The 16764-nt window shown below is 34.7% G+C and carries 17 protein-coding genes and 1 pseudogene; 9 read left to right on the plus strand and 9 right to left on the minus strand.

Translation table 11 applies throughout. The features are described from left to right. Nucleotides 1–9 precede the first annotated feature (9 nt). Nucleotides 10–609 carry a TetR/AcrR family transcriptional regulator gene (locus HCJ50_RS06820; protein WP_185344710.1) on the minus strand — a complete coding sequence of 200 codons (600 nt, stop codon included), beginning with the start codon at nt 607–609 and terminating at the stop codon, nt 10–12. Nucleotides 610–883: 274 nt separating this feature from the next. Between HCJ50_RS06820 and HCJ50_RS06825 the strand changes: the two genes are divergently transcribed. From HCJ50_RS06825 to HCJ50_RS06835, 3 genes are all read left to right on the plus strand, one after another. Further along, the gene (locus HCJ50_RS06825; protein ID WP_185344712.1) at nt 884–1765 is read left to right on the plus strand and encodes an ABC transporter ATP-binding protein; all 882 of its coding nucleotides are present in this window, start codon (nt 884–886) and stop codon (nt 1763–1765) included. A 25-nt stretch (nt 1766–1790) separates the two neighbouring features. Next, complete coding sequence (locus tag HCJ50_RS06830; RefSeq protein ID WP_185344714.1) at nt 1791–3404, plus strand: ABC transporter permease; 1614 nt, start codon at nt 1791–1793, stop codon at nt 3402–3404. Nucleotides 3405–3507: 103 nt separating this feature from the next. Continuing rightward, the gene (locus tag HCJ50_RS06835; RefSeq protein WP_003718747.1) at nt 3508–3807 is read left to right on the plus strand and encodes a rhodanese-like domain-containing protein; all 300 of its coding nucleotides are present in this window, start codon (nt 3508–3510) and stop codon (nt 3805–3807) included. A gap of 47 nt (nt 3808–3854) precedes the next feature. Here the strand turns inward: HCJ50_RS06835 and HCJ50_RS06840 are convergent, their stop codons facing one another. From HCJ50_RS06840 to HCJ50_RS06850, 3 genes and pseudogenes are all read right to left on the minus strand, one after another. Next, nucleotides 3855–5654 (minus strand): LapB repeat-containing protein, encoded by a 1800-nt coding sequence (locus HCJ50_RS06840; RefSeq protein WP_185344716.1) that lies wholly within the window; start codon nt 5652–5654, stop codon nt 3855–3857. Between the two features lie 218 nt (nt 5655–5872). Next, nucleotides 5873–6229, minus strand: a pseudogene (locus HCJ50_RS06845) (transposase); the annotation flags it as partial. A gap of 146 nt (nt 6230–6375) precedes the next feature. Beyond that, the gene (locus HCJ50_RS06850) at nt 6376–7002 is read right to left on the minus strand and encodes an FMN-dependent NADH-azoreductase (RefSeq protein WP_185344720.1); all 627 of its coding nucleotides are present in this window, start codon (nt 7000–7002) and stop codon (nt 6376–6378) included. 224 nt (nt 7003–7226) lie between these two features. On the opposite strand from HCJ50_RS06850, the gene HCJ50_RS06855 reads away from it, so the two are divergent. After that, entirely contained in the window at nt 7227–7622 is a 396-nt protein-coding gene (locus HCJ50_RS06855) for a MarR family winged helix-turn-helix transcriptional regulator (RefSeq protein WP_185344722.1), read from the plus strand. Nucleotide 7623: 1 nt separating this feature from the next. Further along, complete coding sequence (locus HCJ50_RS06860) at nt 7624–8565, plus strand: NADP-dependent oxidoreductase (RefSeq protein WP_185344724.1); 942 nt, start codon at nt 7624–7626, stop codon at nt 8563–8565. A gap of 144 nt (nt 8566–8709) precedes the next feature. Here HCJ50_RS06860 and HCJ50_RS06865 read toward each other — a convergent pair whose 3' ends face one another. Together HCJ50_RS06865 and HCJ50_RS06870 are read right to left on the minus strand one after the other, a co-directional pair. Next, entirely contained in the window at nt 8710–9216 is a 507-nt protein-coding gene (locus HCJ50_RS06865) for a DUF5067 domain-containing protein (RefSeq protein ID WP_185344726.1), read from the minus strand. Between the two features lie 79 nt (nt 9217–9295). Further along, a complete protein-coding gene (locus tag HCJ50_RS06870; RefSeq protein ID WP_185344728.1) occupies nt 9296–10411 on the minus strand; it encodes a serine/threonine-protein kinase in 1116 nt (371 codons plus the stop codon). Nucleotides 10412–10519: 108 nt separating this feature from the next. On the opposite strand from HCJ50_RS06870, the gene HCJ50_RS06875 reads away from it, so the two are divergent. The 3 genes from HCJ50_RS06875 (at nt 10520) to HCJ50_RS06885 (ending at nt 12273) form a co-directional block, all read left to right on the plus strand. Next, entirely contained in the window at nt 10520–10975 is a 456-nt protein-coding gene (locus HCJ50_RS06875; protein WP_185344730.1) for a hypothetical protein, read from the plus strand. 232 nt (nt 10976–11207) lie between these two features. Continuing rightward, entirely contained in the window at nt 11208–11948 is a 741-nt protein-coding gene (locus tag HCJ50_RS06880) for a sulfite exporter TauE/SafE family protein (RefSeq protein ID WP_185344732.1), read from the plus strand. A gap of 61 nt (nt 11949–12009) precedes the next feature. After that, nucleotides 12010–12273, plus strand: a complete 264-nt coding sequence (locus tag HCJ50_RS06885) for a DUF3116 family protein (RefSeq protein ID WP_185344735.1) — start codon at nt 12010–12012, stop codon at nt 12271–12273. 44 nt (nt 12274–12317) lie between these two features. On the opposite strand, the gene HCJ50_RS06890 is transcribed toward HCJ50_RS06885, so the two are convergent. From HCJ50_RS06890 to HCJ50_RS06900, 3 genes are all read right to left on the minus strand, one after another. Further along, nucleotides 12318–12785 carry a GNAT family N-acetyltransferase gene (locus HCJ50_RS06890; protein ID WP_260443026.1) on the minus strand — a complete coding sequence of 156 codons (468 nt, stop codon included), beginning with the start codon at nt 12783–12785 and terminating at the stop codon, nt 12318–12320. 114 nt (nt 12786–12899) lie between these two features. Further along, entirely contained in the window at nt 12900–13601 is a 702-nt protein-coding gene (locus HCJ50_RS06895; protein ID WP_185344737.1) for an SGNH/GDSL hydrolase family protein, read from the minus strand. Nucleotides 13602–13690: 89 nt separating this feature from the next. After that, a complete protein-coding gene (locus HCJ50_RS06900) occupies nt 13691–15364 on the minus strand; it encodes a DUF6044 family protein (RefSeq protein WP_185344739.1) in 1674 nt (557 codons plus the stop codon). 658 nt (nt 15365–16022) lie between these two features. On the opposite strand from HCJ50_RS06900, the gene HCJ50_RS06905 reads away from it, so the two are divergent. Continuing rightward, complete coding sequence (locus tag HCJ50_RS06905; RefSeq protein ID WP_185344741.1) at nt 16023–16670, plus strand: Crp/Fnr family transcriptional regulator; 648 nt, start codon at nt 16023–16025, stop codon at nt 16668–16670. The last annotated feature ends 94 nt before the right edge of the window (nt 16671–16764 follow it).

Raw genomic sequence — 16764 nt, forward strand, 5'->3', positions numbered from 1 at the left:
TTTTATACTTTATTTCTTATTTGGGGCTATTCCTTTAACAAGAACCTCCGTCCATTCAGCGGTATAAGGGAGAATTTTATCATAGAGTTTTGGATTGGAAATTCCTTCAACAAGTGCTTGGAAAAACAAAATTAAAAATTCATCCGAGTATCTTAAGTCTACTTTTCCTTCCTTTCGACCACGATGAAATATATCTAGCATGATGTGAAAGCTTTCTTTTGTATATGCTTCCATAAGCAAAGAGAATTCTTGATCATTTTTCTTTGTGTAGTAGGCCATTAAGTCCAAATAAAATTGATGGTCAACCCGTTCTAAATAGCGGATTTTATTTTGACTCATCGCAATCAAAGTTTCTTCAAATGGTAGTTCTTCCGCCATAATTTCTTTTGCTGAATCTGCCATGTCTGTCATAAATTGCATAAAAACTTGATGAATCAAATTCTCTTTTTTATCAAAATACTTAAATATAGTTGCTTTACTTATCCCAGACTGTTTTACAACCTCGTCAATGGTTAATCCGTCAGTCCCTTTTTTGGAATTCATTAAAGAAAAAGTGGTGGCTAAAATTTGTTTTCGTTTTTCTTCACTACGTTTTTCAAAGCCGTTCATTAGCATTCAACCTTTCATTAATATATTAAACTTTGTTATTATTTTTAGTTCAAAACTTCAATTAGTTATCCTCTTTAGTTCATTTAATAAACTAAAATAAAGAAAATAGTTGTGTGAAACCGTTAGAATTTCATTGACATAGGATTTAAAATAACATATTATTGATGTGAAATCGAAAAACAGTTTATAAAGTGGAATAGACGGGTAATTTTAAACCTAAGAAAGTTTATTTATTCTATTTTATCATTAAACCGAAAAAAGGAGTATCGAAATTATGACAGAAATTGTAAAAGTCGAACAGCTTCAAAAAAAGTTCGGTAAATTCCAAGCTTTATCCGATGTATCATTCACGGTAAATCCTGGTGAAGTTCTTGGGTTTATCGGACCAAATGGCGCAGGGAAATCCACTACAATTCGTGCGCTACTTGGAATTATTCACAGCGATGGAGGAAGCGCAGAGATTTTTGGTAAGGACGTTTGGAAAGACAGTCTGGAAATTCATAAGCGAATTTCCTATGTTCCTGGAGATGTAGCGCTTTGGGGTAGCCTTACTGGTGGAGAAATTATTGATTTATTTATGAAACTACACGGAAATGGGGATAAAAGTCGCCGCGATGCACTTATTCAAAAATTTGAATTAGACCCAAAGAAAAAAGCAAAAAACTATTCTAAAGGAAACAGGCAAAAAGTAGGCTTGATTGCTGCACTTTCGGTGGAATCTGACCTGTATATTTTTGATGAGCCAACATCTGGTCTTGATCCATTAATGGAAGCTGTGTTTCAAGATGAGGTAGAAAAAATTAAGCAGTCTGGTAAAGCGATTATTTTATCCTCCCATATTTTAAGTGAAGTAGAACGACTTGCCGATAAAATTGCTATTATCCGACAAGGAAAAGTAGTGGAGACAGGTTCGCTTGCGGAATTGCGGCATTTAACACGTTCAACCATTACAGTTCAAACAAAGGAAGATGTTAACGCACTCAAAACAATCGATGGCGTACATGATTTTGTTCAAAAAGAGGATGAAGCAACTTTTTCTGCAGATAATACAGCAATGAATACTATTTTAGCAGAAGCCTCAAAACTCGGCGTTATGAAATTCGAGTCCGTTCCGCCAACACTTGAAGATCTGTTCATAAGACATTACGAAGCTTAGGCGGATTCGGAGGAGGGAAATTAATATGAATGAAAAATTTGCATGTTGGACGATTTTATTTGTCCAATATTTAAAACGAGATTGGAAGAAAATTATTTTTTGGATAGGTGGACTTGGCTTGTTTTCTGGGGCTTTTGTTCCCGCTTTTGAGGAAATTGCAAAAGGAAACGGCTTAGTTGGAATGTATGAAACAATGCAGAACCCAGCGATGATTGCGATGGTTGGTCCAACGCCAGTTTCAAGCGCAGCAGATTATACGCTTGGTGCAATGTATTCGCATGAAATGTTACTTTTTTGTGGATTATTTGCTGCAGTTATTTCTATTCTGCATGTGGTTGGTCATACGCGAAAAGAGGAAGATTTGGGTTTGACTGAATTAGTTCGTTCATTCAGCGTTGGAAGGCAAGCGAACTCTTTTGCGGTGATGAAGGAGACTTTTTTAATTAACCTATTGCTTGGTGTTGCAATAGCCGTCATAATGGCAAGTTTTGGTGCAGAAACGATTACTGTTGAAGGGTCATTTTTATTCGGTCTTTCTGTTGCAGGAGCTGGACTTTTAGGTGCTGCGCTTGCCTTGTTTTTTGCACAAATCATGCCAGCATCATCTGGAGCAACTGGTGCTTCACTTGGCATTTTAGGTTTACTTTACATTTTGCGTGCGGCTACCGATACAGCGAATGTAAATGCATCGATGTTTAATCCGATGGGTTGGACATATCTCACCTATCCATTCACTGAAAATAACTGGTTGCCACTTCTCTATTTGCTCCTTTTTGTTATCGTCCTAAGCGTTCTATCATTTGTACTTGAAAGTAGACGTGATATGGGTGATGGTTATATTCCCCAACGAGAAGGGCGGGCTAACGCAAGACGTAGCTTACTATCTGTTCATGGATTACTCACTAAACTCAGCAAAGGTATCACGATGGGATGGCTAGTTGCCTTTATAGTGATGGGAGCAGCATATGGGTCGATTTACGGTGATATGCAGTCGTTTTTAGAAAGTAATGATTTATTGAAACAAATGTTTAGCAGTTCTAATATCTCATTAGAAGAATCGTTTACAGGTACAATTATGATTGTGCTCGTTTCGCTATCTGCTATTTTGCCGATTGCGATTATGAACAGGCTTTTCTCAGAAGAAGTCCGTGGTCGTTTTAGTCAGCTTTTTTCAACGAAAGTTTCACGTGCTAAGTTCTACTGGACAAGCGTGTTTTTAGCAACTATTGCAGGGATTATTGCTCTATTCTTTAGCTCCGGAAGTCTTGGAGGAGCAGCACTGGCTTCGATGGGGAGTAACTCGGATATGAATTTTGGTGATTTTATTGGAGCCGGATTTAATTTCTTCCCAGTTATTTTATTTTTCATTGGGCTTGCCGGTTTATTCTTAGGATGGCTACCTAGATTGGGGAAAGTGGTTTATCTCTATTTAGGCTACTCATTTATGTTGAATTACTTTGGAGGGATTCTTGATCTCCCGGTTTGGTTCTCCAAAACAGCCATTCAATCTTGGTTGCCTCAGCTTCCAGGAGAGTCCTTTGACTTACCAACATTTATTACAATTACTGTGATATCAATTGTATTACTTGGATTAGGCTACATTGGTTATAAACGTCGTGATTTTATAGAAGGAAACTAATTTTTTCACCTACTCAGCTTCAGGGTTCTTTTTGAGCAGAAAGTTTGTTTGATTGCGGAATAGACGATATGGTTAAGAAAGAATAAATAGAAGAGGTGAAAAAATGTATCAATCTATTACAGCAAACGACTTGGAACAAGAATTGAAGGTCAATCCAAGAAATATATTAGATGTAAGAGACGCTGCTGATTATGCGGAAGGGCATATTCCAAATGCTATCAATATCCCGATAAACCAATTACAAGAGGAACTAAAAAAACTAGACAGCAAACAAGCTTATACAATCATTTGCTATGCAGGTGGACGGTCAGAACGTGCTAGTCAGTTTTTAGCCACTGAAGGTTTTGAGGTAACAAATGTAATGGGGGGCATGGGAGCATGGCGCGGAGAAGTTAGTAAATAATGAATGCAAAAAAGCTGCGATTTTAGCTAGAGTCGCAGCTTTTTAGTTTAATATTGTTTTCTTTTTCTGAAAGAGAGAACAGCTACACCGGCTAAAACGATACCAATTAAAATCATGGTGTCTTGATCAGCATCACCTGTAGCAGGTAAGGAAGCTTGCTTGGTGCTTTTTTGATGATTAGGTGATGTGTTTTTGTTGTTAGTAGAAGAATCAATATCACCGTTTGGATTTGGACTTGGATCAGGTGCAGGTGCAGGTGCTGGGTCTGGTCCAGGAGGTGCTGGGTCTGGTCCAGGAGGTGTTGGAGGAGTCGGTGGGACAGGTGGTTTTTCCCCATTCTCAACTGTTACGACAACTTTTACAGGATCTGCCTCTACGCCATCTGCACTTACCGCACGCAAGGTCACCTCGTACGTGCCGGCTTTATTTAAGTTAACCACACTATCAAAATCACTTGTGACGGGACTTCCATCATTGGTAGTAGCTGAAATATCCTTTAAAAATTGTTCGGGAGTTTTGGAATCGTCAGTTGTATAAGTGATTGTTTTATCCGCCGTAATTACTGGTTTAGCTAAAATAGTGACTGTGACTGTTTTAGGTGTTGCTTTTAGACCTGCAGCATTTTCGGCATTAAGTGTCACGGTATAAACCCCTGGAGTATTTAAATCTACCACACTATTAAAATCACTTGTCACTGGGGTTCCATCATCTGTTTCGGCTTGAATATCAGCTAAGAACTGTGCTTCTGTAATAGAATCTCCTTCTATATAACTTATTGTATCATCATTTGTAATCGTCAAGGAATGATCAATATCAAAGTAATGGTCGTATGTCCCACCTGAAATCGTATAGGAAGTAATATTTGGAGGAGCTGCGTAACTTCCAGCTGGGTTATTATAAAACGCATTGTATTCCATCTTAGTAATGGCATCAAAATCATCTTTTGTAATCCCGCTAACTGTGATACCAGTATCATCAATACTTAACCGACTGCCAGCAATTTGTTGTTCATTTAATGTGAAATAAGTGCTAGAGCTACTTGTAGAAGTTGAAAATGGAATAAGATCACCGTTGAAATTCACGGTGCGGTCTGTCATTAACGTAAAGGGAACAAAAATAGTTTGGTTTGCTTCATCATAATTTAATGCGGAACTCTTAATAGAACTGTTTATTAAGACCGACCGCCCAACATTCTGTCCATAAGCATATAAATTGTTTAACTTGGGAAAGTCTTCAATTCCACGATAATCATGAATTCCACAAAATTGTACAAATAAAGTAACTAGATTAGGTAATGATTTAAGTGGCATAATATCGGTCAAAGAATAGTTACTATCTAAATTTAAGTAAGTTAAGTTGGGGATTTTATTGATTTTAGTTAAAGCATCATTGGTGAGATTTGCAGGACTAATAGTTAAGTTTGTTAGCTCTTGTAAACCATTAAGATCTGGGATGGAGTTGGAGGTAATATTACTACCAGCTAAACTAATATTTGTTAATTTTGATAATGAAGCTAGTAAAGAAAAATCGGTAACTTGTGTGTTAATTAGTTGGACAGAAGTTAAATTATGTGCATAATCTATGCCGGTTATATCTGCCACAGTACCTCCATTAATAGAAATCTCGGTAATCGTGTCCATCTGCGCTTCTGTAATATCACTAGTAGCAGGTTGACCAAGAATGCTATTTAAATAGCTTTTGAATGCGGGGTCAGGTATGTTTACGATATCTTGGGCCGCTTGGACATTGCTATTTTCTTCTGCAGAAACATTGTTAGACATTGGGGCAATGCTAAGTGGCAATATTAAAAGAGTGCATAGACTGATTTTTATTCCAAGTTTTATCATGAAGCTGTTCCCTCCTTTTAAAGATATAAGGTAAAATTTATATTACGATACTTCACCTATTATCCTTTCCTTTAAACGGACTTTTCTAAACAAAAATATGTCTAAAATGTTAACGGTATGGATAGAAATGCACAAAAAAAGAACTGTTAATGAAATTCATCATTGTAGTGACGCCAAAAAGTTAGACTTTTTATAGAGTGGATTTTTCCACTCTATTTTTATGCAGTTTTTTGATTGAAACGTCGAAACTCTACTGGACTTTTCCAGTTAAGCTTTTCATTGATTCTATAATGATTGTAATAATAAATATAATTCTTAATGGCTTGTCGTAACTCATTTTGACTTTGATAAACTTTTCCATAATACAATTCTTGCTTTAGAATACTGAAGAAATTCTCCATAAGAGAATTATCTAAGCAGGTTCCTTTCCAAGACATACTTTGAAAGATACGGTTATCCTTTAATGTTTGTACATAGGTCTTCATTTGATACGCCCAGCCTTGATCAGAGTGGAAGGTGCGACGATAGGAACAATCATATGTTTGAGAAATTGCTTCTTCCAGACCTGCAATAACTGTTGCACCTCCTTGACCAGATAAATAGTCATGGATAATGTTAAGTTTAAATTCAAAACTGTATTTTGCCATACAAAAAAACCTCCAAAAGTTAGATTTTTAGGTCTAAATTTTGGGGGTCAGCTCACATTGACAGTTCTTTTGGATTAGAATTTTTGAGCGAGTTCAGCAGCTTCTTTGGCACCTGCTGAGATAATATCTTTTGCTTGATCTGGTTTTGCATTGTGACCTTCTACAATCACCATTTCTGGTTCGGAAATTCCGAAGTGACCGAGGACATTTTTTACGTAATTTACAGACATTTCGAAGCTTTGCATTGGGCCATCTGAGTAGATTCCGCCACGTGCATTAAGTAAAGCTACTTTTTTATCTGTAACAAGACCAATTGGACCATTTGCAGTATATTTGAAGGTTTTTCCAGCTTGATTCAAATAGAATAAGTAAGTTAAAAATTGAGCCGGAATACTGAAATTCCAAAGTGGGAAAGCCATAACGATTTTGTCGGCTGCTAAGAATTGATCTAAGTAACCATTGGCGATATCAGCCAAGCGTTTTTCTTCACTAGTAAGTGTTTCACCAGCAACTTCTTTATGTAATCCACTCATCATTGTTACATCATAATAAGGTAGATTAGCTTCAAATAAATCTAATTCAGTTACTTGATCGTCTGGGTGTGATTTTTTGTATTCCTTTAAGAAAATTTCATAAAGTGCCACGCTGACTGAGCGTTCGGCAGGTAAACCATTTGCTTTGATGAAAAGAACATTTGTCATTACAATCTTGCCTCCATTTAGTTAAGTATTCATTAAGTGTAGCGTAAATAGAAGGATAACAGCAAATAATATGCTTACAAAAAATTAGTTACTAGTATAAGCGAGCAAATTCTTTGTGGTTTAGATAATGAAGTGTATAATAGTTGATATATCATTTGACGTATCAACTATGGAGGTGAAAGATACTGAAACCATGTACAGAAAGATCTGAATTACTTTATCGAATGCACCTGTTATCCAAGGAAATTAGCCATGTCTTTGAAACGCAAACAAATAAAAGCTTTACCAAAGTAGAGATTTTATTTCACATTAAACAAACACCCGGTCAGAGTCAAAATAAGTTAAAAGAAAGTTTATACATTGATTCGGCAAGTATTACAAGGCATTTAAAGCGTATGGAAGATGAAGGGCTAATTACCCGTAAAAAGAAAAAAGATAACAAACGCTATACGTATTTATTTTTAACTGCAAATGGAGAAGTAGAATTGGCTTCTTTATTAGCAGAAAAAGAAAAATTTCAAAATGAGGCATTGGCAGGTTTTTCAGAAGAAGAAGTTGCTTTATGGTTAAAGTCGGTCACAAAAATGATGAATAATATAGAGAAAATGGAGGAGAAGTAAAATGAAAGCAGTAGTAATCGAAAATTATGGTGGTAAGGAAGTATTAAAAGAAAAAGAAGTAGCTATGCCTAAACCTGGTGAGAAACAAGTTATCATTAAAGAAAGCGCTACTTCGATTAATCCGATTGATTGGAAACTTCGGGAGGGTTACTTAAAACAGATGATGGACTGGGAATTCCCAATTATTTTAGGATGGGATGTAGCTGGTGTCATTTCAGAGGTAGGTGAAGGTGTGACAGATTGGCAAGTTGGGGATAAGGTGTTTGCTCGCCCAGAAACCACACGATTTGGAACATATGCAGAATATACTGCGGTAGATGATCATTTGCTAGCAAAACTTCCTAATGGTATTAGTTTTGAAGAAGCTGCCTCAGTACCACTTGCTGGCTTAACTGCGTGGCAAGCACTATTTGACCATGCAAAACTTCAAAAGGGAGAAAAAGTGTTGATTCATGCTGGAGCTGGCGGTGTTGGAACATTCGCTATTCAACTGGCGAAACATGCTGGAGCAGAAGTAATAACAACTGCGAGTGCTAAAAATCATGAATTATTAAAATCACTTGGGGCAGATCAAGTGATTGATTATAAAGAAGTTAACTTTAAAGATATTCTTTCTGATATTGATGTTGTTTTTGACACTATGGGCGGACAAATCGAAACAGATAGTTATGATGTTCTAAAAGCAGACACTGGACGTTTAGTAAGTATAGTCGGCATTTCTAACGAGGAACGAGCGAAAGAGAAAAATATTACTGCTAGTGGTATTTGGCTTCAACCCAATGGTGAACAATTGAAAGAGTTAGCTAAGTTACTAGAAAATAAAACGATAAAAGCAATTATTGGAAAAACATTTCCATTCTCTGAAAAAGGTGTGTTTGACGCACACGCATTAAGCGAAACGCACCATGCAGTTGGAAAAATAGTTATTTCATTTGATAAATAAAATTTGCTAATAGCGATTAGTCTATAAAACTATATAAGCAAAAGTTGATCTACTTCATTAAACTTAATAACGAAAAGGCAAATCATAATGGAGACAAGCTTAAAAAAATAGCCTACTAACAAAATTTGTTAGTAGGTTATTTTTTTAGTTTAGTTCAAATGATTTTTTCACAGTGTTTTTGCTGAAACTAATGAGTTCTTTAGCTTCAACATCTACTTTATTTTGAGTATCTTGTAAACTATATATGGAAGTTACTTCTAATGTTGCACCAGGTTGAACATCTTTATCAATGCCGCCCATATCGCCACTTGATGATACGGTTGTTTCAAGCTGTGTTCCATTTTGGAAAGCTTGTTGGTCAATTGCAATCATAAATGAAATATTTTCTTTGCTATTATTGGTAAATTTACTTTTTATTTCAATAGCATCTTTTCCTTCATAATCTTTGACAACAGTTGAACTAAGAATTTCAACTTTGTAATCGCCCAGAGTATTTGGGTCTGTTTTTTGTTTTGCTTTTTCTTTCGTTTCTGCTTTCGCTGTTTCTGTTTTTGCCTCATTAGAAGTATCCTCAGTTCCTCCACATGCTGTTAGTGTTAGAGCAAAAGTAAGAACCCCCATTAATAGTAAAGCGTGTTTCCATTTTTTCATTGTATTCTCTCCTTCTTGTTTTATCTGTTTCTATTAGACCATGTAATAAGAAGAAAAGTCCTATGCTATGGGCATAGGACTAGTAGAATAAATCGGTAAATATGCTAGAAATCATCATACAGATAAATAGGTAAACAATCAGGCCAAGTATTCTTTTTATGATAGAGGGTGATTTTAGCAATGGTAACTTTGTCCAAATTCCACATAAATTCGTTAAAAGAACAAATGCGGGAATAATTAAAAGGAAATTACCAAAAAAATTAACTGTGTGGCTTATTTTAACACCCTCTGCTGGGGCGCTAAATAAACCAAATAATATAAATATATAACCAAATACGGCGATAACCGTTTTCCAAGTTCGTCCGGTTCTGAAACCAGGAATATGTCGATACCAAGGAAGAGAAGGTGGTTTAATTTCTTTTTTTGTAGTTTCAAAACTTGCAAAATCAGATAATTCGGAGGCAAAGGTAGGCCCAAGAGAATCATTTTTTATCGCTGTGCGAAATTCCTCCATCGTTTGGTACCGTTTATCTGGATCAAACGATGCTGCTTGGACAGCAATTTTTTCAAGTGAGGTAATATTTTCTTGATCAGGATGGGTATTTTTTCCGAGTAGTAGCTCTAACATCAAAACCCCAATACTATAAATATCTGACCGGGCATCAGTCTGCGAATAACCATATTGTTCAGGAGCCGCATAGCCAATGGTGCCAAGATTAACAGTATCCTGATTTTTACCAACTTCATAAACACGAGAAGCATCAAAATCAATTAATTTTAAAATACCATCATTTGAAATCATTATATTGGAAGGTTTAATATCGCGATGAATAATGTCGTTTGCATGCAGTTCGGATAGCGCGTTAGCTAGCATTAACATCAACCGAGTTACTTCATCGGGTGCAAATGTAGAATGTACTTTTATTAAATCGGCTAAATTGTTCCCATTAATGTATTCTTCATAAACAATTAAGTTTTTGCCATTTGGAATCATTACTTCAATTTTAGGTAAAAAATTGCTAGATAAGTTTTTAAGTTGTTCAATAACAGAAGTATAGCCAATTGGAAGTACTTTGCGAACAAACAATGCCCCAGATGAAATGTTTCGTGTAAGTATCGCAGGATTTTCTTTATCATTTAGTTTATCTAATTCTTTATATTGTTCTTCTATAAAAGCAAGTGTCATTTCTCCCATTTAAGTTAAACCCCTTCTACACATTTATAGTAAAATTATAGCATGAAGCATAGTAGTCTGGTACTTATTCCGTGATATAATGAAAAAAAACAGTCGGAGGCATGCCTAATGGATGGGGAAAAAGAGACAAGTAAATTACTTCATGAATTAAAAAAAGCGACCAATTTACGCCAAGTACTAGATGAAAATGAGGGCGAATTCAAGTCAAATGAAATGGTTAGTTATTTGAAGGAATTACTAGCAGAAAAAAATTTAACAAAAGCAAGCGTTATTCGCGCAGCAAGACTACATGAAACATATGGCTATCAAATTTTTAGTGGAGTTAGAAGGCCATCACGGGATAGGACAATTGCTCTTTCTTTTGGATTTAAACTTTCAGGACTAGAAGCGAGTCGCTTACTAAAATATACCGAATATCCGCCGCTATATGCAAAAAACCGCCGGGATGCGATTATTATTTTTGCTTTAGACCATGGATACTCACTTGATCAAACAAATGATTCGCTATATGATTTAGAAGAAGCATTAATTGAAACCTATAAAGAAGAAAAACCTCTTCTTTAATGTTTGTCAGTCAAGTATACTGGAGGTAAGCAAAGGGGTGTGCTGAATAAATAGCAATTTTTAGTAATTGGGAACAGAAGGCAGTACATATAAGGATGAGGAATTAAACTAATACTTATAGAACCTACTCCAACTATAAAAAGTTAAAGGCAATAATTTATTGTCTTTTTTAGTGCTTCTTAATTAATAGAAATATGATAAGCTAATATATATAGAAAAGAGGTAATATTAAATGGAGATAATAACATATTTTCTAATAGCTCTTAGTACTAGTGTTATTGGAAGTTTTTTAGGTATTGGTGGGGGCGTTATCCTTTTGCCAATCTTGTTACTAATGGGGGTTTCTCAAGGTACAGCTGCTTTTAGTTCTGCTTTAACAGTATTTACAATGGCGATATTTACTTGTAGTATCTACTACAAACGTAAACAAGGAAATGTAGGCTTAGCACTGAAAATCGCAATTACAAGCATTCCGACGACTTTTGTTGGCGCGATGGTAAATCAAATGCTTCCAGAAGCGGTTTATCGTTTTTTATATGGCGCTTTAATTGTTGCACTTTTGCTATTAATGGTGTGGAAAAAGAAGCGGCAAAGTGAACAACCACACTTCTTAAGTAAATATCGAATTATGCCATATTTATTTGGGATAATCATTGGCTTTTTAGCAGGTTTATTCGGAATTGGAGGTGGACCAATTGTTATTCCGATTTTACTTTTGATCTTTATGTTAAATCAAAAGACTGCATCTGCTACCTCAAGTTATGTTACGCTGCTTACTTCATTTGCGAGTATTGGTTCCTACATGATAATTGGTGGAAGTGACTTTTCTATTGGAATTTATATGATACCTGGGGCAATTCTTGGGGCGATAATTGGGACACATTTAAATAAATTATTAGATGAAAAATGGATTGCTGTATTATTTAATCTATTATTAGTTGTGTTGTTTGCCTTAAACTTAATAAAGATTTAATCAATTTTAAGCGACAATGATTATCGGGGGAATAAGAATGTTTTAAGCGGGAGTTGATACAATGGAACGACCAACTGAAGAGGTAATGTATCAAATTTTATCAAGAACCGAAGATGTAAATGCGACTATGGATCACTTAATGTATGAATTAATGGCGTTTCCAGGAACCAGACCCTTTACTAAAAATCAGTTGCTTTTTGCCGTTTATTGGTTGGAAGAAAATGACTTTGTTTTTCGAAGTACAGAGGGTCAGACAACAAGATATTTAAGAACAACTAAAGGAAACGAGAAGTTAGCTGAAATAGAACAATCGAGTCTAAAATAAAACAGTTTGAAATCCAATTTCTATAGATTCCAAACTGCTTTTTTTTAAAGGTATTTTGCCATCGTAATATCAGTGTTTTTAAAACCAACTTTGTTATATAAATGGATGGCGGTTTGATTATGTGCAAAGACATGTAGTTCCATTTTATCTATTTGCATTTCTTTAGCCAAAATATCAAGAGCGGCTAAACTTTGTGTGCCGAAGCCTTGACCACGAAATTCTTCAAAAATAATGAAATCATAAATGAATGCCGTTTTTTGAGTAGCTGTTTCGTTTAAATGAAACCACAGATAACCAATTTTTTGCGAGGTGAAAATGCTGTAAAGATATTCATTAGGCGTTGTTATTCCATCAAAAAGTAATTTTTTAAAGGACTCTTCTGATTTTGTTAGCGCCTCTTTTTCAGACCAAGTACCAGCTTCAATTTTATCTTGGGCATAGTCTGAAATAGCGGATGCTAGAAAGTCTTGTAAATCTTCAGAAGTCATTTTTTGTAATTGTAAAATAAGCATACACTCCTTTTTTCTAAAGTATAACATGAAAGCTTTGTTATCTTTAATTTTGGACCATTTCATTAAAAAGGGATACTACTTGCCTGTTATTCTAGGGTTAAGTAATGTCTCTTACTATTTTTTATAGGAGTTCGCATATTGAATGAATTTGCGTGACATCTTGATATGACCTGCTTCGTTTGGATGGATACCGTCTGCACAGAGGAGGTCTTCATAATGAAATTCAGCAAGAAAAATATCACGAATATCAATAATATGGCTACCACTAGTTTTTGCAATTCTTGAGATGGCATTACTATAACGTTCTTGCCAACGATAAATCATTTGGACATCACCACCTAAAAAGGAAAGAATATTTTCCTTATTTAGCCCATTTCGCGTAATAAACTGAAAATAACGTTTGGCATGAAGTGGTGGAAGTGTCATCAAAATTGGTTGGATTTCTAATTTTTTAAGCCTAGCAATCATTTCATACAATTGCGCTTCAAATAAATCAAGGGGTGTACTTGGAATGTGCGCTAGATGTGGGTTTTCAGACACTTCTGCCCAGTTGAAATCACAATCATTCCCACCAAATTCAATGATAGCAATATCGTTACTAGCATCTTTAGCTAAATCTTTTTTTAAAATTTCGTTTCCTTTTATAATAGTTCGTCCCATGGTGGAATGATTTTGAAAAGTGACACCTAATTTTTCAGATGCGCGTTTAATACAGTTGTTTTTAAGTAGCGTATAGCGATTTTTTTCAGGATTGAAAAGTACGCCTTTCAAAATACTGTCGCCCCAAATACCAACTGATTGGATTGCCTGTTTCATTTAAAATCACTCCTTTTACTCATCATACCACAAAAAACATGAGAGGTAGCTAGTTACACCTAGCGTCTTCCCATGTTTTTAGTAATTCCTTATATTGCTTTGTATAAATAAATTTTCCAATAAGACTGCTTATTATTAAAAGCTTTTTCGAATTTTAATCCTTGTTCGCTGGCGTTATCAATAGGGACAGCAGATAAGACATACTCGCCACCAACTGCCTTAAAAGCGCTAGCGTTAAAAGTTAGGTTTTTAATGTGTTTTTTAGTGTGCTTTCCATAATCATAATTTTTTCCTAATTCTGCAGAAAATAGATAACAGCGATTTCCCCAATTATCATAATAATCTTTTAAAGTAAGACTCTTGTCTAACTCACCAGCAATTATTTTACGAAATGCACGTTTATAACTAAGTGGATAAGAATTGACGTAGCCATCAACCGTGTAAAAACCATTTTCTTGTGAGATAGAAGGATGTAGTCCAATGCTTCCAACTCGGTAACTGGAGGATGGTTTGCCAATATATTCTTTAATTTCCTCCAATTGCTCTGTTGCATAAAATTGATTAATACTAGGATTGTCCCCAAAACGATAATATATTTCTGAATTATGAGCAAAAACAACGATGAGCTGTAAAATAATCGCCACATAAGCCAATTTCTTCCAACCAGACCCTTTTTTTATTAAGTAAACAATCGCAAGGGAAAAAAGACCATAAAATAAGAATGGTTGCAAAAAATGGAATCTAGAAAAGTTAAAAGTTCGCAATATTTCAATATGCTCTTTTAAAATGTTCCAGGCATCAAACCACCAAAATCCATACCAAAACGATAAAAATAATGTAAAGATAAATATTAATAGAAAGATTTTTTCTTTTGCCCATTCTTTTCGAATAAGAATAGAAGCTAATACTAGCAGAAGTATTGGTAAAATAACATATCCAACAAGCGCTTGATCATGTGTATGACCAACGACAAAATTTTTAAAACTTAGTCTGATGGAACTAAGTACATTTAAATGATATAACCCAAATTCACTCCTTGAGTCAGGTTCGGGGTGCAAGAACATGGTGTAAATAAAACGATAATTCACTATCAAATACACTAGTCCCATATAAATGATACTTAATAGAAAGCGGATATGAAGTTGTTTTTTCGTACAGAGATCGTACAACCAAATGCAGCTCACCATCACTAAAAAGAAACAAAAACCTAAAATCAAACTGGAATAAAAAGGAAGTAGCGTCAAAATGAGGATATTCCAAATTCGCCTTTTATGATTTCTAATATTTAAAAAAGCCCATAAAGCAAGTGGCATACCAAGCGTACTTAGCATTCCTGATGGCCAATAAGGTGTTAGTGCAAATGCTAGTGATATAAAGTAAAGCGGCACGAGAAATTTTTCGTCTTTTATAAGATAATCTCTTGCCCATAAAAATAATCCTAAAAAAGCAAATACACGAGTAATTAATTGGCTTAGTGCAAATGCAGTAGGCGTACTAAAAAATAGGTAAAGCCAGTCAATACCAACAAATTCAGAATCAAAAGTATCTCTTGAAACACTACCACCCATTAATTGGTTCATATTTGTCATACCAACTTTTGCTGTATAATCCCCACTATTTAGAAGCATTTTGTACCAAGTAACATTGGAATCCAAATTATCATGAATCCGAATATGACTATCACCTTTAAGTAAGAACAATGGCGCTACATAAATTACTAATAGTAGAATCGCTATAAAAAGCCATTTATGCCGTTTCCACATAGTTTTCCTCCTTGTATTTCATTATCTTCATTTAATTAAGAAAACCATTTGTTCATTATAACAAACAATTCTATCTTTTTTAATAATAAAAGTGCCTTATTATTAGAATAGCTTTTGGAACAGGAAAATTTGTGTCTAAACGGTCACAATTACAAATAACTGAATTTTATAGATTTTTACTTAAAAACCCTGCTATGATGCTATATTATCAAAAAAACAAAGTTAACTTAGCTTTATATACTACGATTTTTCGTATGAAAATAAGGAAATTTCGCGTGGGAATTTGCACTTGAAACTTTTATAAATCAGGTAATAAAAAGCATAATCTGAGTTAAATTTTATATATAAGAAGAACCAATTAACGTTTTTGAGTGGGATCAAACACCTGTGAAAACGTTGCCATTATGCGGAAAATGCCTTTTAAAAGTCTGTTTATCGAGGAGGCAGGTGGCAACGAGATTTTTTGTTATGTACTTAATCAATAAATACGTCAAAAAAACAATGATGTCAAAATTGTCACAAATCGCACCTTAAAATCGGAAGTTTTGCTTTTTATGGCGCTTATCATAGTTCTTCTAAGGTAGTAAGATACTTAAGTGTAGTCCAATAGCACAACGCAAAGAGATAAAACAGAAATTTAGAAGGGCTGATATTAATAATGAAATATATTGAATTCTATGATTATGTGAAGAGAGATGCCATTATTTATACATATTTACTGAGTAATTTTTCTCACGTATTTAAAAAAATAAAAGCATGGGAGAGCATTACAGTTGATCGTGATCATATTCTATTAATGAAGAAAGGCACTTTAATAGAAGAAAGTGCTGGTAAGAAAAAAGGAATCGCTCGCTGTTTCTTTCAAAAAAGCTTTATTTTCCCAACTCGGAATTCACTGGAGTTGAAGGCTTTAGAAACAACGGAAATTTGCCTTATACCTGCTGAAACAGTTTTCGGTAAATTAGAGAAGGAACAAATATTATCAGTATTTTTCTTGCAAATAGCAGAAAAAAACGAACAAGATTTAAAACGCCAAGAATTGCTAGGAACAGAAGCTTCTAGGAACAAAATTATTTCTACACTTAATTTCTTACTAGAAAATGGTTTAACCAATAAGAAAATGCCAGTTTTTTCTGACTGGCTTCATATAAATATTTTAGCAAAATTAGCAAACTGTTCAGTTCCTACAACATCATCAGTTGTAAACGAATTACACAATAAAGGAATACTAGATATTAAATCATCACCATGGAGACTGACAAGCAGGGAGAACAAGATTGATTATTTGGAAAAAGAAGCCTTGTAATTTCAGATTAATTAATAGAAACAGTTTGCAAAGAAACGCAATACCGATAAGACACTTGAACGAAATGAGCCAAGCGTTTTGTTGGAAAAATAAT

The organism is Listeria immobilis (assembly GCF_014322765.1).
Lineage (GTDB): Bacteria > Bacillota > Bacilli > Lactobacillales > Listeriaceae > Listeria > Listeria immobilis.

What these genes read in the sequence shown, in the direction of transcription:
- HCJ50_RS06840 (WP_185344716.1), bottom strand. Translation starts at nt 5,654, where the DNA reads ATGATAAAACTTGGAATAAAAATCAGTCTATGCACTCTTTTAATATTG.
- HCJ50_RS06880 (WP_185344732.1), top strand. Translation starts at nt 11,208, where the DNA reads ATGGAGATAATAACATATTTTCTAATAGCTCTTAGTACTAGTGTTATT.
- HCJ50_RS06870 (WP_185344728.1), bottom strand. Translation starts at nt 10,411, where the DNA reads ATGGGAGAAATGACACTTGCTTTTATAGAAGAACAATATAAAGAATTA.
- HCJ50_RS06900 (WP_185344739.1), bottom strand. Translation starts at nt 15,364, where the DNA reads ATGTGGAAACGGCATAAATGGCTTTTTATAGCGATTCTACTATTAGTA.
- HCJ50_RS06895 (WP_185344737.1), bottom strand. Translation starts at nt 13,601, where the DNA reads ATGAAACAGGCAATCCAATCAGTTGGTATTTGGGGCGACAGTATTTTG.
- HCJ50_RS06850 (WP_185344720.1), bottom strand. Translation starts at nt 7,002, where the DNA reads ATGACAAATGTTCTTTTCATCAAAGCAAATGGTTTACCTGCCGAACGC.
- HCJ50_RS06875 (WP_185344730.1), top strand. Translation starts at nt 10,520, where the DNA reads ATGGATGGGGAAAAAGAGACAAGTAAATTACTTCATGAATTAAAAAAA.
- HCJ50_RS06830 (WP_185344714.1), top strand. Translation starts at nt 1,791, where the DNA reads ATGAATGAAAAATTTGCATGTTGGACGATTTTATTTGTCCAATATTTA.
- HCJ50_RS06905 (WP_185344741.1), top strand. Translation starts at nt 16,023, where the DNA reads ATGAAATATATTGAATTCTATGATTATGTGAAGAGAGATGCCATTATT.
- HCJ50_RS06855 (WP_185344722.1), top strand. Translation starts at nt 7,227, where the DNA reads ATGCACCTGTTATCCAAGGAAATTAGCCATGTCTTTGAAACGCAAACA.
- HCJ50_RS06820 (WP_185344710.1), bottom strand. Translation starts at nt 609, where the DNA reads ATGAACGGCTTTGAAAAACGTAGTGAAGAAAAACGAAAACAAATTTTA.
- HCJ50_RS06890 (WP_260443026.1), bottom strand. Translation starts at nt 12,785, where the DNA reads ATGCTTATTTTACAATTACAAAAAATGACTTCTGAAGATTTACAAGAC.
- HCJ50_RS06825 (WP_185344712.1), top strand. Translation starts at nt 884, where the DNA reads ATGACAGAAATTGTAAAAGTCGAACAGCTTCAAAAAAAGTTCGGTAAA.
- HCJ50_RS06860 (WP_185344724.1), top strand. Translation starts at nt 7,624, where the DNA reads ATGAAAGCAGTAGTAATCGAAAATTATGGTGGTAAGGAAGTATTAAAA.
- HCJ50_RS06885 (WP_185344735.1), top strand. Translation starts at nt 12,010, where the DNA reads ATGGAACGACCAACTGAAGAGGTAATGTATCAAATTTTATCAAGAACC.
- HCJ50_RS06835 (WP_003718747.1), top strand. Translation starts at nt 3,508, where the DNA reads ATGTATCAATCTATTACAGCAAACGACTTGGAACAAGAATTGAAGGTC.
- HCJ50_RS06865 (WP_185344726.1), bottom strand. Translation starts at nt 9,216, where the DNA reads ATGAAAAAATGGAAACACGCTTTACTATTAATGGGGGTTCTTACTTTT.